This window comes from Bifidobacterium sp. H6bp9, assembly GCF_032193695.1.
GTDB classification, from domain to species: Bacteria; Actinomycetota; Actinomycetes; order Actinomycetales; family Bifidobacteriaceae; genus Bombiscardovia; species Bombiscardovia kimbladii.
On record NZ_JASTZY010000001.1, the window covers coordinates 408,653 to 422,370 of the forward strand.

14 protein-coding genes and 1 tRNA gene are annotated in these 13,718 nt (G+C 63.0%); 2 read left to right on the top strand and 13 right to left on the bottom strand.

The window, feature by feature from the left end; all coding sequences use genetic code 11:
* Positions 1 to 15: 15 nt before the first annotated feature.
* The 9 genes from rplB to QRX40_RS01800 all read right to left on the bottom strand — a co-directional run bounded on the left by rplB (position 16) and on the right by QRX40_RS01800 (position 7,961).
* Positions 16 to 846 (bottom strand): 50S ribosomal protein L2, encoded by an 831-nt coding sequence (rplB, locus tag QRX40_RS01760; protein ID WP_015022356.1) that lies wholly within the window; start codon positions 844 to 846, stop codon positions 16 to 18.
* A 35-nt stretch (positions 847 to 881) separates the two neighbouring features.
* Positions 882 to 1,184: a 50S ribosomal protein L23 gene (gene rplW, locus QRX40_RS01765; protein WP_015022357.1), complete on the bottom strand. Its 303-nt coding sequence runs from the start codon at positions 1,182 to 1,184 to the stop codon at positions 882 to 884.
* Positions 1,185 to 1,189: 5 nt separating this feature from the next.
* Positions 1,190 to 1,864, bottom strand: a complete 675-nt coding sequence (rplD, locus tag QRX40_RS01770) for a 50S ribosomal protein L4 (RefSeq protein ID WP_015022358.1) — start codon at positions 1,862 to 1,864, stop codon at positions 1,190 to 1,192.
* Positions 1,865 to 1,868: 4 nt separating this feature from the next.
* Positions 1,869 to 2,522 carry a 50S ribosomal protein L3 gene (rplC, locus tag QRX40_RS01775; protein WP_015022359.1) on the bottom strand — a complete coding sequence of 218 codons (654 nt, stop codon included), beginning with the start codon at positions 2,520 to 2,522 and terminating at the stop codon, positions 1,869 to 1,871.
* Between the two features lie 16 nt (positions 2,523 to 2,538).
* The gene (gene rpsJ / locus QRX40_RS01780; RefSeq protein ID WP_006295278.1) at positions 2,539 to 2,847 is read right to left on the bottom strand and encodes a 30S ribosomal protein S10; all 309 of its coding nucleotides are present in this window, start codon (positions 2,845 to 2,847) and stop codon (positions 2,539 to 2,541) included.
* A 287-nt stretch (positions 2,848 to 3,134) separates the two neighbouring features.
* Positions 3,135 to 5,864: a bifunctional acetaldehyde-CoA/alcohol dehydrogenase gene (adhE, locus tag QRX40_RS01785; protein ID WP_396184244.1), complete on the bottom strand. Its 2,730-nt coding sequence runs from the start codon at positions 5,862 to 5,864 to the stop codon at positions 3,135 to 3,137.
* A gap of 299 nt (positions 5,865 to 6,163) precedes the next feature.
* The gene (rpsI, locus tag QRX40_RS01790) at positions 6,164 to 6,655 is read right to left on the bottom strand and encodes a 30S ribosomal protein S9 (RefSeq protein ID WP_015022361.1); all 492 of its coding nucleotides are present in this window, start codon (positions 6,653 to 6,655) and stop codon (positions 6,164 to 6,166) included.
* Positions 6,656 to 6,675: 20 nt separating this feature from the next.
* Positions 6,676 to 7,125, bottom strand: a complete 450-nt coding sequence (gene rplM, locus QRX40_RS01795) for a 50S ribosomal protein L13 (protein WP_024626794.1) — start codon at positions 7,123 to 7,125, stop codon at positions 6,676 to 6,678.
* Between the two features lie 203 nt (positions 7,126 to 7,328).
* On the bottom strand, positions 7,329 to 7,961 hold the full coding sequence (locus QRX40_RS01800; protein WP_045924818.1) for an AbrB family transcriptional regulator: 633 nt from the start codon (positions 7,959 to 7,961) through the stop codon (positions 7,329 to 7,331).
* 108 nt (positions 7,962 to 8,069) lie between these two features.
* Here QRX40_RS01800 and QRX40_RS01805 point away from each other — a divergent pair, with 108 nt between their 5' ends.
* Positions 8,070 to 8,732 (top strand): YigZ family protein, encoded by a 663-nt coding sequence (locus QRX40_RS01805; RefSeq protein WP_313835885.1) that lies wholly within the window; start codon positions 8,070 to 8,072, stop codon positions 8,730 to 8,732.
* Positions 8,733 to 8,941: 209 nt separating this feature from the next.
* Here the strand turns inward: QRX40_RS01805 and QRX40_RS01810 are convergent.
* Positions 8,942 to 9,031, bottom strand: a tRNA-Ser gene (locus QRX40_RS01810).
* A 226-nt stretch (positions 9,032 to 9,257) separates the two neighbouring features.
* Here QRX40_RS01810 and dinB point away from each other — a divergent pair.
* Positions 9,258 to 10,529, top strand: a complete 1,272-nt coding sequence (gene dinB / locus QRX40_RS01815; protein WP_045924820.1) for a DNA polymerase IV — start codon at positions 9,258 to 9,260, stop codon at positions 10,527 to 10,529.
* Here dinB and dapC read toward each other — a convergent pair.
* From dapC to QRX40_RS01830, 3 genes are all read right to left on the bottom strand, one after another.
* A complete protein-coding gene (dapC, locus tag QRX40_RS01820; protein WP_313835888.1) occupies positions 10,526 to 11,656 on the bottom strand; it encodes a succinyldiaminopimelate transaminase in 1,131 nt (376 codons plus the stop codon). The genes dinB and dapC overlap by 4 nt on opposite strands.
* 70 nt (positions 11,657 to 11,726) lie before the next feature.
* On the bottom strand, positions 11,727 to 12,044 hold the full coding sequence (gene fdxA, locus QRX40_RS01825) for a ferredoxin (RefSeq protein ID WP_015022367.1): 318 nt from the start codon (positions 12,042 to 12,044) through the stop codon (positions 11,727 to 11,729).
* 57 nt (positions 12,045 to 12,101) lie between these two features.
* On the bottom strand, positions 12,102 to 13,625 hold the full coding sequence (locus tag QRX40_RS01830; RefSeq protein ID WP_045924822.1) for an amino acid permease: 1,524 nt from the start codon (positions 13,623 to 13,625) through the stop codon (positions 12,102 to 12,104).
* Positions 13,626 to 13,718 lie beyond the last annotated feature (93 nt).

Here is a 13,718-nt window from a genome sequence, read left to right on the forward strand (position 1 = left end):
CTTTCCGACACTCCCTTACTTGCGGTTCTTACCATTTGGACGACGACGCACGATCATCTTGTTGGAGGCCTTCTTGGGCCTGCGGGTGCGGACCTCGCCCTTGCCCCAGGGAGACACTGGCGGCTTGCCGCCACGAGTGCGTCCGCCATGCGGGTGGTCGACCGGGTTCATGGATTCACCGCGGGTGATGGGCCTGCGTCCCATCCAGCGGGCACGTCCTGCCTTGCCGAGCTGGACGTTGGCGTGGTCGTTGTTGCCGACCTCGCCCACGGTTGCACGGCAACGGGAGTCGACGTTGCGGATCTCGCCGGAGGGCATACGCAGCTGGGCGTAGGCCCCGTCCTTGGCCACCAGCTGGACGGCAGCACCGGCCGAGCGGGCGATCTTGGCGCCGCCCAGGGGCCGCAGCTCAATGGCGTGGACGATGGTGCCGGTCGGGATATTGCGCAGAGGCAAATTGTTGCCGGGCTTGATATCGGCCTGGGGACCGGTCTCGATGACGTCACCCTGCTTGATGCCCTGCGGGGCGATGATGTAGCGCTTCTCGCCGTCTGCGAAGTGCAGAAGGGCAATGCGGGCCGAACGGTTGGGATCATATTCGATCTCAGCCACCTTGGCTGGCACGCCGTCCTTGTCCCAGCGGCGGAAGTCGATGAGACGGTACTGGCGCTTGTGCCCGCCGCCGCGGTGGCGGCTGGTGACGCGGCCATAGGAGTTGCGTCCGCCGGTCTTGCTCAGCTTGCGAACCAGCGACTTCTCGGGCTTGGAGCGCGTGATTTCGGCGAAGTCCGAAACCGAGGCGTTGCGACGGCCCGCGGTCGTCGGCTTGTATGTACGGATAGCCATAATCTAGTTCTTCCTTAACTTTTCTCGGCTAGCCTTCAGTTGTTGGTACCGAAGACATCGATCGACTGGCCCTCGGCCACCTTGACGATGGCGCGCTTCTCGGCGGCGCGGCGACCCCAGCCCGTACGGGTCCGGGTCCGCTTGCCCTGACGATTGAGGGTGTTGACCGATGTGACCTTCACATTGAAGATCTGCTCGATGGCCTGCTTGATGGCGACCTTGTTGGCATCAGGGTCCACCACGAATGTGTACTGGCCGCGGTCCGAGTTGGCGTAGCTCTTCTCGGAGACGACCGGACGCAGAATGATGTCGTGCGCTGGCTTGTGAATAGCTGCCATGAAAATCAGGCCTCCTTGACGGTCTCGGACTTGGCGCCGCCCTTGACAGCCAGGAAGGCGTCGAAGCCATCCTTGCTGAAGACGACATCCTCGGCCGTGACCACATCGTAGGTGTTGAGCTGATCGGCGAAGAGGACATGGACGGTGGGCAGGTTCCTGACGGAGAGCCACTCGTTGATGTTCTCACGGGACAGCACGACGGTGGTGAATCTGTTGTCGACCAGGGGCAGCAGGGCTGCCTTGGCGGCCTTGGTGGACGGGGTCTCGCCAATGCCGAAATCGACCACGTGCACGCGTCCGGCGTTGACCCGGTCGGACAGGACGTAGCGCAGGGCTGCGGCCTTCATCTTCTTGGGGGTGCGCTGGGAGTAGTCGCGCGGCTGGGGGCCGTGGACAATGGCGCCACCGGTCCACTGGGGAGCGCGGATGGAGCCCTGACGAGCACGACCGGTGCCCTTCTGCTTCCAAGGCTTGCGGCCGCCGCCGGAGACGGTGGACCGGGTCTTGACCGAGTGCGTGCCCTGGCGGGCTGCAGCCAGCTGGGCGACGACCACCTGATGGATCAGCGGCACATGCGAGCGGACATCCTCCTCGGCAATGCCGAAGATCTGCTCGGGCGCATCCACGGTCCCGGTGTTCTTGCCCTGGGCGTCGGTGATGTTCAGAGTCAACTTAGCCATGGTTTCAGGCTCCCTTCACTGCCGAACGAACCAGGACGATGGCGCCGCGGGGCCCGGGCAGGGCACCCTTGATGGCGATGACGCCCTTCTCGGCATCTGCGGAGACGATGGTCAGGTTCTGGACGGTCGAGGTGTCATGACCCATGCGGCCGGCCATCCGCTTGCCCTTGAGGATGCGGCTGGGCGTGGCGCAGGCGCCCACTGAACCGGGGCGGCGCTCGTTCTTGTGCGAGCCGTGGGTGCGGCGGTAGGACTTGAAGCCCCAGCGCTTGATGGTGCCGGCAAAGCCCTTGCCCTTGGTGGTGCCGGTCACATCGACCTCGCTGCCCTCGGGCAGCAGATCCAGGCCCAGCTCCTGGCCGGGCTGGTAGCTGTCGGCATCGGCGGTGCGAACCTCGACCAGATGACGACGCGGGGTCACTCCGGCCTTGGCGAAGTGGCCGGCCAGCGGCTTGGTCACCTTGGTGGGGTCGATCTGCCCGTAGCCGATCTGGATGGCCTGGTAGCCGTCCTTCTCCTGGTTCTTGACCGCGGTCACCACGTTGGTGGACACGTCCACCAGGGTCACCGGGACGAAGAAGCCGTTCTCGTCCCAGACCTGGGACATGCCCAGCTTGCGGCCCAAGAGAGCCTTGCGGTTCCTCTGCTCTTCAGCCATGCGGTTTCCTCCTCCCCTACAGCTTGATCTCAATGTTGACGTCCGCCGGCAGATCGATGTGCATCAGCGAATCCACAGCCTTGGGCGTGGGATCCACGATGTCGATCAGGCGCTTGTGGGTGCGCATCTCGAAGTGCTCGCGGGAGTCCTTGTACTTATGAGGAGAACGGATGACGACATACACGTTCTTCTCAGTCGGCAGCGGAACGGGGCCAACCACAGTTGCGCCCGCGTTCGTCACCGTCTCGACGATCTTCTTCGCCGATTGGTCGATGACCTCATGGTCATAGGACTTTAGCCTGATGCGGATTTTCTGTCCCGCCATTGCCGTCCGCCCTTTCTAGCGATCTATGAACTGATTACCCAGTCTGTTTCGAGGGCACGGAACGACGGCCGCAAGGAGACATTCCTCCCGACAGGCCTCAGCCGGATCCATGCGCAGCCGTGGAGAATCCCGTGGGGATGGGACTCCTCGCTGCACCCGCTATTGTGATTGACAAAATGCGAGCCCAAAACAGGCAACTTTCTTATTAAAGCACGAGGGTTCCCCTAGAAGAATCCGGGCGTGTCGCGCCACTTCCTGGGGGAACCCTCGACTCAATTGAGGCCCTGTCAAGCCCGCTGGGAGGCCTCCTGAACCACATCCTCGCCCTGGCGGTCAACCCGCATCCGGTGGCCCTCCTCCTGGCTCACCCCATAGTAGGCGGCAACAGCTATGTCCTTCATGTCCTCAATCAGCGGAATGCGGGGATTGGCGGGCGTGCACTGGTCCTCATAGGCACGCATGCCAATCTGATCCAAGGACTGCCAGTAGAGATCCTCGTCCACTCCGGCAGCTTGGAAGGAGGCATCCATACCCAGTCGCTCATCTCTGTAGGATTCCACGGCACGGGCCAGGAGCTCCACACCCTCTTCGGGAGTGGCGGATTCGATGCCCAGCACATGGGCCATCTGCCTGTAGCGCTCCGGGGCCACATACTCGCTGTACTTGGGCCAGCTGGTCGGCTCGTCCGGGATCCGTCCGTTATAGCGGATCACATAGGGCAGGAGGATGGAGTTGGCCCGCCCATGAGCCACATGGCAGAGGGCGCCAATGGTATGCGCCATGCCGTGGCACATGCCCAGGAAGGCCGAGCCGAAGGCCATGCCGGCCATGGTCGCCGCATTGTGCATCTTCTCCTGGGCGCGTACCTTGGCCTCGCCGCCGGCAGTACCCACGGCAGGCTCCAGGTTGTCCCAGATCAGCTTGGCTGCGTGCAGGGCCATGGCGTCGGTGTAGTCATTGGCGTAGACCGAGACGAAGGCCTCCATGCAGTGGGTCAGGGCATCGAAGCCCGAGTCGCAGGCCAGCCGCTTGGGCTGGGTACGGGCCAGAACCGGGTCCACGATGGCCACGCTGGGGGTCAGGGCGTAGTCGGTGATGGGGTACTTGTATCCGGTCTTATGGTCGGTGATGACCGCGAATGGGGTGACCTCCGAACCCGTGCCCGAGGAGGTGGGAATGCAGACCAGCCTGGCCTTGGTGCCCAGGGGCGGAATCTTGAAGGCCCGCTTGCGGATGTCGAAGAACTTCTCGCGAACATCGGCAAAGGAGATCTCCGGATGCTCATAGAGCAGCCACATGATCTTGGCCGCGTCCATGGGGCTGCCGCCGCCCACGGCGATGATGGTGTCGGGGCCGAACTCTTCGCGCATCATGGCCGCACCGCGCTCCACTGTCTCGACGCTGGGCTCGGGCTCTACATAGTCGATGATGCGGAAGGTGACCGGTTCGGGCCGGGCCCGCAGCTGATCGATGATCTTGTCGACGATCCCCAGCTGCTCCATGACCTTGTCGCATACGATGACGGCCCGGCGGATGCCGAACATGTCGCGCAGGTAGCGGACGGAGTTGGCCTCGAAGTAGGTCTTGGCCGGCACCTTGAACCACTGCATGTTGTTGTTCCTCCGCGCGATCCGCTTGATATTGATCAGGTTGACCGCCTGGACGTTGCCCGAGACGGAATTGCCGCCGTAGGAGCCGCAGCCCAGGGTCAGGGAGGGGGCGATGGCATTGTAGATGTCACCGATGCCGCCCAGGGAGCTGGGCTGGTTCCAGACGATCCGGCAGGCGTGCATGCGCTGCCCGTACTCGCGCACCAGCCTCTCGTCATCGGTGTGGATGGCTGCCGTGTGCCCGGCGCCGTAGCGCAGCATCTGCTCGCAGAGGGCGAAGCCCTCTTCCTTGTTGCGGGCCTTGAGCACGGCCTGCACCGGAGCCAGCTTCTCCAAGGTCAGGGGTTCCATGGGGCCCACCTGGTCGCATTGGGCTGCCAGGATGGTCGCGTCCTCGGGGATCTCGAACCCGGCTTGACGGGCGATGAACTGTGGAGACTTGCCCGGAACCTCGGAGTTGAGCCTGGGAGCGGGAGCGTCGTCACCAGCATGGGCCCGCACGCCGAACATGTACTCCTCCAGCTTGGCCTTCTCCTCGGGATTGACGAAGTAAGCCTTGCGCCGCTTCATCTCCTCGATCACCCGGTCATGCACATCCTGATGGGCGATGACGGCCTGCTCCGTGGCGCAGATCATGCCGTAGTCGAAATGCTTGGACAGGATCAGGTCATTGACGGCCCGGGGAACGTTGACCCTGCGGTCCACATATGCCGGAGCATTGCCGGCTCCTACACCCAAGGCAGGCTTGCCCGAAGAGTAGGCGGCCTTGACCATGCCAGGACCGCCGGTGGCCAGTATGGTGGCCACGCCGGGGTGCTGCATGAGCGCGCCGGTGGCCTCGACTGAGGGGTGCTCGATCCACTGGATGCAATCGCGCGGAGCGCCCGCCTCGATGGCTGCGTCGCGGACGATCCGGGCCGCCTCCACCGAGCAGCGCTGGGCGTATGGGTGGAATCCGAAGACGATGGGACAGCGGGTCTTCAAAGCCAGCAGCGACTTGAAGATGGCAGTCGAGGTGGGATTGGTCACCGGGGTCACGCCGGCCACGACTCCCACCGGCTCGGCCACCTCGATGATGCCGTCCACGTCGTTTTCGCTGATGATGCCCACGGTGCGCTGCTTGACCAGGTAATTGGTCACATGCTCGCAGGCGAAGATGTTCTTGGTGGCCTTGTCCTCCACCAGGCCGCGCCCGGTCTCCTCCACGGCCATCTGCGCCAGGGGAAGGTGCTTGTTCAGGGCCGCGATCGAGGCCTTGGCCACGATCCGATCGACATGCTCCTGGTCGAGCTCTTCAAAGGCGCGTAAAGCCGACTGCGCGCGGACGACCAGGGCATCAACCTCCCTGCGGGCCAGATCACTGCTGTCGGGCTGGCCGCCTTCCCTGCCGGCTGCCGGCTCCTTCACTTGATGGTCATGCTTCTGCTTCTGCGTTCCAGCCAAGATATTGGCCCTCCTCATGTTCCGCGGATGCCGATGAGGGCCGGCAGAAAGTCCCAGACTGTCTCAGAGCGTGCCGGCCCACGAAAGACATCCGTCATAACGTGACGAAAGTCACAATATAGACCAGAGGGGGCACTATTGAGCCCCCGGATGAGCGAACGTTCGCTTCAGACTGGGCCGTCCAAGCATGAACAGGCATGAATCCAGGCATGAAAAATCCCCAAGGTCCGGGGGAACCTCGGGGATGGAAAAAACTGCGAACGTCAGCGCTTGGAGAACTGCGGGGCGCGACGGGCCTTGTGCAGACCGGCCTTCTTGCGCTCCACCACGCGGGCGTCACGGGTCAGGAATCCGGCCTTCTTCAGAGCAGGACGGTTGGCGTCCCGGTCGATGGCGTTCAGGGCGCGTGCTACGCCCAGACGGACTGCGCCGGCCTGGCCGGTCACGCCGCCGCCCTCGACGCGCACAACCACGTCGAACTTGTTCTCAAGCTTGAGCAGCACGATAGGCGAGTTGACCTCGCGCTGGTGCAGCTTGCTGGGGAAGTACTCCTCCAGGGTGTGTCCGTTGATGCTCCACTTGCCAGAGCCCGGGATCAAACGGACGCGGGCGACTGCCTCCTTGCGGCGGCCGGTGCCGTAGCCCGGCTCGATGGCGGAGGTGCCGGTGCCTGCACCGGCGTTGGTCTCGGAAGTGTAGGAAGCGCTGGTCTCCTCGGCCTCAAGAACCGCGGAGCTGTTGTTGTTGTCAGCCATGGTGATTATCTCCTCTGGTCCTACTTGGCCTGCTGGGCGACCTGATGGATCTTGTACTCAATGGGCTGCTGCGAGGTGTGAGGATGCTCCTCGCCTGCGAAGACCCGCAGCCTGGTCAGCTGGACCTTGGCCAGCTTGTTCTTGGGCAGCATGCCCTTGACCGCCGTCGTGATAATGCGCTCGGGGTTGTGCTCCATCAACTGCCCGTAGGAGTCGCGACGCAGACCGCCAGGGCGGCCGGAGTGGGTGTAGAGCACCTTGTCGTTCTTGTTGCCCGTCAGCACCATCTTGGACGCGTTGATGACGATGACGTTGTTGCCGGAGTCGGCGTATGGCGCATAGGTGGGCTTGTTCTTGCCGCGCAGCAGATCGGCCACCTGGGCTGCCAGACGCCCCAGCACCACACCGGAGGCATCGACGATATACCAGTCATGTGTCAGATCGGCTGGTTTCGGGGTGAAAGTCTTCACGATTCAACCTTTTCCTTGCATTGTGTTTCGGGCTCTCCGCGCCGCATGCTGCCATGCTGGCCGAAAGCCATGTATTCCGTGGGCTCCCTGAAAGTCCTAGACGGCGAGTGGGAAAAGCGCTTTGAGGACCCCTTAGGGAAACACAACAATCCATTATTGTAACGCCTGTGGGCCGTTCGTCAAAATTCGCGTCGGCACCGGTCTCAGCGCGAGGCGGCTGCCCGTGCCACCTGCCCGTCCGGGTCCTTGCGCAGGGCCTCAAGGGTCGCCTGCCCGGTGTTGGGATTCAGGGCCACGGCCCGGCGCACCATGGCGGCCAGCACATGGGGGGCGTCCTGCTCGTCGCGAGTGCCCAGAGCCCCGAGAAAGTCCAGGGTATCGGCATCGGTCCGATCGTCCTGGGCGCCCTCCAGGCGCATCTTCCAGGAGGTCATGGGGTTGGTCAGCGCAGCAGCCCTGACACCAGCGTCCTCGTCCTTGGTGAGCAGACCGACCAGCCAGTTCTTGTCATCCTTGTTGGCGGCCACCGCCCGTCGGACCTCAGGGCTGGAATCCTGGGAGAGCTTGACCAGAATGTTGGGGAATGGCATGGTCTGCGCCAGGTAGACCCTGTCCTCCACCGGCGTATGCTCATTGCCAGCCACTGCCTCCAGCAGTGCCGTGAAGCGCGAGAAGGCGGCCTGGTCGGACCTGTCGGGCAGGGGGCTGCGGGCGAATTCGTGCAGCTCGGCCGTATCCGTGGAATGCCTGAGCCTTTCATAGAAAACGGTCAGGGCCTCATGGGGCTTGCCGGCTGATGGGGATTCGGTGTCCGGTTGGTCCTGGGGATTGGTCATGCGGCCAGCTTAGGTCCTCTCCTTGATATCAGACCCGGCCCGGGATCCCCCTTAGCATGGAGATAGTGCAAGAGCCGAGGAGACGACAGGCATAGGAGGCAAGCCGATTTGCTCACCATACTGGATACGCCGCAGAAACCGGCTACGGGTTCCCTTACCGAGCGGAAGTCCGAGTTCATCGGCCAGGCCTGCCATGTGGAGGACCAGCAGGCGGCCATGGCCTTCGTCCAAGAGGTCCGTTTACAGCACCCCAAGGCCCGGCACGTCTGCCACTGCGCGATCTGGGGACCGGAGGGCCGCACCAGCGAACGCATGAGCGATGACGGGGAGCCCTCGGGGACGGCCGGCAAGCCCATACTTGAGGTCATGCGTCGGCAGGGAGTGACCGACTGCGTCCTGACGGTGACCCGTTACTTCGGGGGGATCCTTCTCGGGTCAGGAGGGCTGATCCGGGCCTACTCCTCAGCAGCCTCCCTGGCGCTCAAGGCGGCAAAGCAGGCACGTGTGCTCCCGACCCAGCGATTCGCGATCACCGTGGACTATCCAGAGTACGATCCTCTGCGCCGTCTGATCCGCACCTCCGGTGGGCACGTGGAGACCGAGGACTTCACTGATCAGGTCCGGCTGACCTACGACCTGGAGCCCGCAGCGGTGCCAGCCTTCCATGGTCGGCTGGACGACCTTCTGCAAGGCCGGGCAGAACCCAGTGCACTGGGCGAAGGCCAAAGACTTATTCCCCTGTCTGGGGACCAGGCTTCATCTGCCACATGATCAGCGGGACGGGCCATGCAGCCATTGCCCAGCTGTGATCTGCCCTGCCGGACAGGCTCACGCCAAGCATCTTCGGTCCGCCGACTCACAGACTCGGACCTTCCCAGGCCGCAGCTCCACAAAGTCTATGGGAACAAACGTCTTTGGCAATGAATCCCCAGTAATGAATAGGACCGGTGATCGTGCAGAATCAGCGATCACCGGTCATCTGGCGGAGACGAGGAGATTCGAACTCCTGGACCGCTTGCGCAGTCAACACCTTAGCAGGGTGCCCCTTTCGGCCACTCAGGCACGTCTCCATGCAGGCTCCCGATCCAAGGCCTTAGCCCCAGAGTTTTGGGAACAAAACAATAGATTACCATGATTGACCGACCTGACTCGCCGGTGCGACAGGATGCAATAAAGCACAGGACAGATTCATTCATTTTCATGGATAAAAACCAGAATTGTGAATCTTTTCCAAGAATTTGCGTTTGAGAATAATTTATTGCATGTTCCTCTGGGGCCCCCTTATATCATGGAGCCATGAGTACCGCACCAAGGCTTGCAGCCGCCAAGAAAGACTGGGGACATGACGAGACCGGCTGCACGGTGCTGCACATTGACATGGATGCCTTCTACGCCTCCTGCGAAGTCGCCCGACACCCTCAATTGCAGGGCCGGCCGGTCATCATCGGCACCGGACGGCGGTCGGTGGTCTCCGCGGCCAGCTATGAAGCCAGGGCTTTCGGCATCAACTCGGCCATGCCCCTGGCACGTGCCGAGCGACTGTGCCCTCAAGGGGTGTTCCTCCCGGTCGACATGACCTATTACCGGAATATCTCACGAAGGATATTTGATACGGTTTTCTCACGAATTACTGATCAGATCGAGCAGGTCTCAGTAGATGAATGCTATATGGACGTGTCCGGGGCGCTCATGCGCTGGGGCATGCCCACGGCCATCGCCCGGTGGATTCGAGCCAGCGTGGCCCGACAATTCCACGTGACCTGCTCGGTGGGCATCGCCACCAACAAGCTGGTAGCCAAGATGGCCTCCACCAACGCCAAGCCCGACGGCATGCTGCTGATCCCCAAGGCCCGGCAGGCCGAGTTCGTCCAGCTGATGCCCCTGCGCGGCATCCCCGGCATCGGACCGGCCCTGGAGAAGCGGCTCAACGCCTGGGCCATCAAGGACGTGGCCGACCTGGCCACCATGAGCGAGCGGGATCTGACTCGGGCCACGGGATCGAACCTTACCGCCAGGAAGCTGGCACAGGCCTCACACGGGCTGGACGACGATCCGGTCCAGCCGCGAGCGCCGGAGAAATCCCTAGGCGCGGAACGCACCTTCCTGCACGACACGACCAGCATGAAGCAGGTCTGCGACCTCCTGCGCGTCTGCAGCAACGAAGTGGCCACCGGACTGCGATCGCACGACCTGATCGCCCGAACCATCACCGTCAAACTGCGCTTCGATGATCTGCGCTATATGACCAAGGCCCACACCCTGGAAACCCCGGTCAACTCAGCCAACCGCATCTATCCGCAAGCAGTCGGCCTGCTCAAGGCCATGCTGGGGCTGCCCGATGGCGTGCCCATGGACACACCCCTGCCCAGGCTGATCCGTCTGGCAGGTGTCAGCGCATCCGGCCTGAGCCGGGTGGAGGACACTCCCATCCAGCCGTCCTTGGACGACATCATCCACGAGAGCAAACGTCGCACCGGCAGCGAGGCCCAGCGCCTGGATCAGGCAGAGGCCACCATGGACTCCATCAGGAACCGCTACGGCAAGGGCTCAGTCAGCATGGGCCTCTAAGCGGCGCTCCGCAGACGCCCCAAGGCCAGATCCAGCTGCTCGTCAGTGATGGTTGACGAGAACCGCAGATAGCGGCCATCCCCGTAGAACTCCCCGGGGCTGGCCAGGATCCCCAGACGGGACAGTTCAGCCATGTCTGCCCAGCAATCGCCCGAACGGGCTTCTGCCCAGATATAAAGGCCGCCTTGAGGCATGACGGCATCGTATCCGTAAGCTCCGAGAGCTTCAGTCAGTGCATGCAGGCGACAAGCATAGACATCGCGCTGGGCCGTCACGGCCTCGCCATCCTCCAGAGCTGCCCGCATGGCCCCTTGCACTGGACCTGGCACAATCAGTCCGATCTGCTTGCGGTAGGCGGTCATGGCCTTCACCAGTTGAGCATCGCCGGCCACCAGGGCAGCCCTATATCCGGCCATGTTGGACTGCTTGCTCATTGAGTACAGGCACAGTATCCCGCTGGCATTGCCGCCACAGACTTGAGACTCCAAAATGCAGGGTGAGGCCTGGGCGGATCCTGACCAGTCCAGCAGGGCATAGCACTCGTCACTCAGGACCGTAGCCCCTATCGAACGGGCTGCCTGTACAATCTTCGCCAACCCGGCTCGGTCGATGACCCGTCCACTGGGGTTGCCCGGCGAATTGATCCATATGGCTCGCACGCCGGGCAGGTCCACCCATGAATCCGTATCAGCCGGATCATCCACGGTCGTCACCTGGGCCCCGGCCAGCTGGGTTCCGATGGCATAGGTGGGATAGGATACCCTCGGCTGCACCACCCGGTCCCCCGGCCCCAGATGCAGGAGGGAGGCCATGAGCGCCACCGCCTCCTTGGATCCGACGGTGGGAACCAGGTTCGCTCCAAGGGCATCCAGATCGACCCCGCGGCAACGACGGAACCAGTCGGCCACGGCCTGCCTCAGAGGGCCATCACCGGCAGTTTTTGGATAGCCTCGTGCCTGGCCGTCATCCGCAGCCGCAGCCAAGGCCTCCCTGACCGACCTGGGCACAGGATCCACCGGCGAACCTACCGACAGGTCGACCAGGCCGCCGGGGCATTGCTCAGCACGCCGCCGATAGGGGTCGATCCTTGACCAGTCGTAGGGGGATTCGAAAGAGTGGAAACCCATGGTCCGCCTTTCTCCTATAAATAAGCCGCGGTGGGATGGCTCCCGTCCGCGGCTCATCAGCCTGAATCGACTACTTGTTGGGCGGCAGGGCTGCCACACCCTCCGGATCGTGATCGTAGGGGCCGACCGCGGCAGCGCCGCCGGCATCCCCCACCTGGGCGAAGAAATCAGTCGCCGCGTCCTTGTACCAGGTCCACTCCTCGGGCAGGTCGTCCTCGTAGAAGATGGCCTCCACCGGGCAGACCGGCTCGCAGGCGCCGCAGTCCACGCACTCGTTGGGGTTGATGTAGAGCGAACGGACGCCCTCGTAGATGCAGTCCACCGGGCATTCGTCCACGCAGGCCTTGTCCTTGACGTCCACGCAGGGCTGAGCGATGACGTAGGTCATGGGTTACCTCCTGAGTATGCGAATATTCACTCTACACTGCAGCGCCGACGCTCCAGGTCAGTCCAGACCGGCCTGGGTGGCCTTGGATATCTTCCCGCTGAGCTGATGACGGCCGAGCAGGGAGTGCCGGTAGGAATAGCCGAAGTAAATGGCCAGTCCTGCAGCCAGCCAGACCACGAACCGGATCCAGGTCAGCACGGTCAGGTTGAGCATGAGCCAGAGGCAGGCCAGGGCGATCAGAATGGGAACCCAGGGGTTGCCGGGCATCTTGAAGGACCGGGGCAGGTCAGGCCGGCGCTTGCGCATGATGGGCAGGGAGATGGCCACCAGCAGGAAGGCCGAGAGCGTGCCGATGTTGACCATGTCGGACAAGACGTCTATGGGGAAGCAGGAGGCCACTACAGCCACCACAATGCCGCCCAGGATCTGAATGCGGGCCGGCGTGCCATGACGGCCAGTGCGGGACAGGGCACGCGGAAGAAGCCCGTCCCGGCTCATGGCGAAGACGATGCGGGTCAGCCCCAGCAGGAGCACCATGACCACGGTGGTCAGCCCCACCACGATGCCGAAGGAGATGATCTTGGCGGCCCAGGGAGCACCGACCATCTCGAAGCCTGTGGCCAGGGAGGGATTCTTGGCCTTGGCCAGGTCCTTGTAGGAGACCATGCCGGTGGTGACGATGGCGACCAGGATGTACAGGGTGATGACGATCAGCATGCCCAGGCCGATTCCGCGGGGGATGGTCTTATGGGGCTCCTTGGCCTCCTCGGAGGTGGTGGCGACAATATCGAATCCCACGAAGGCGAAGAAGACCAGGGCCGCGCCTGAGAGGATGCCGGGGATACCGTAGATGGTGGGCTGCATGCCTGAGACCCACTGCCAGAGGGGCTGGCCCATGATTCCCGGCACGCTGGCCCCCGGAACGGCAGAAGCCGGCTCGGAAGGCGGGATGAAGGGCCGGTAGTTGTCCAATTTTACGTAGAAGAAGCCCACCACGATGACGAAGACCACGATGCCGATCTTGAGGACGGTCAAGGCGCCGTCGAACCGGGCTGAAAGCTTGGTGCCCAGGACCAGAAGGACCGTGAAGAGGGTGACGACCACCAGCGGGGCCAGGTCCACATCCAGGCCACCCAGATGGAAGCTGGAGCTGAAGGAGGTGCCGCCCATCAGATGGATGAAGTCGTTCAGGTAGACGCCCCAGTACTTGGAGATGACCGAGGCGGCCATGAGCATCTCCAGAATCAGGTCCCAGCCGATGATCCAAGCCACCAGTTCGCCCATGGTGTTGTAAGTGAAGGTGTAGGCCGAACCTGAAACCGGGATCATGGAGGCGAACTCCGCGTAGCACATGACGGCCGCCGCACAGACGATGCCTGCGATGACGAAGGAGATGATGACAGCCGGACCCGCATGGAAGGCCGCTGCCTGGGCCCCCACCGAGAAGATGCCCGCGCCCACGGCCACTGCGACGGCCATGATGGCCAGATCCCAGGTGGTCAGCGTCCGCTTGAGCGACCTGCCTTCCTCCCCGGTCTCTGCCAGGGTCTGTTCAACCGATTTCTTCCTGAATAGTTCCATCTTGCTCCCGACTCATGAGTCCCGCTCCGGCGAGTAATCATAGGATATGGTGCCATACAAAACCGAAATACGCTCAATACGTGAAAGCAGGAG

Excerpts from the sequence above, each read along its gene's own strand:
- rplB (WP_015022356.1), bottom strand. The coding sequence starts at position 846 with ATGGCTATCCGTACATACAAGCCGACGACCGCGGGCCGTCGCAACGCC.
- rplW (WP_015022357.1), bottom strand. The coding sequence starts at position 1,184 with ATGGCAGCTATTCACAAGCCAGCGCACGACATCATTCTGCGTCCGGTC.
- rplD (WP_015022358.1), bottom strand. The coding sequence starts at position 1,864 with ATGGCTAAGTTGACTCTGAACATCACCGACGCCCAGGGCAAGAACACC.
- rplC (WP_015022359.1), bottom strand. The coding sequence starts at position 2,522 with ATGGCTGAAGAGCAGAGGAACCGCAAGGCTCTCTTGGGCCGCAAGCTG.
- rpsJ (WP_006295278.1), bottom strand. The coding sequence starts at position 2,847 with ATGGCGGGACAGAAAATCCGCATCAGGCTAAAGTCCTATGACCATGAG.
- rpsI (WP_015022361.1), bottom strand. The coding sequence starts at position 6,655 with ATGGCTGACAACAACAACAGCTCCGCGGTTCTTGAGGCCGAGGAGACC.
- QRX40_RS01800 (WP_045924818.1), bottom strand. The coding sequence starts at position 7,961 with ATGACCAATCCCCAGGACCAACCGGACACCGAATCCCCATCAGCCGGC.
- dinB (WP_045924820.1), top strand. The coding sequence starts at position 9,258 with ATGAGTACCGCACCAAGGCTTGCAGCCGCCAAGAAAGACTGGGGACAT.
- dapC (WP_313835888.1), bottom strand. The coding sequence starts at position 11,656 with ATGGGTTTCCACTCTTTCGAATCCCCCTACGACTGGTCAAGGATCGAC.
- fdxA (WP_015022367.1), bottom strand. The coding sequence starts at position 12,044 with ATGACCTACGTCATCGCTCAGCCCTGCGTGGACGTCAAGGACAAGGCC.
- QRX40_RS01830 (WP_045924822.1), bottom strand. The coding sequence starts at position 13,625 with ATGGAACTATTCAGGAAGAAATCGGTTGAACAGACCCTGGCAGAGACC.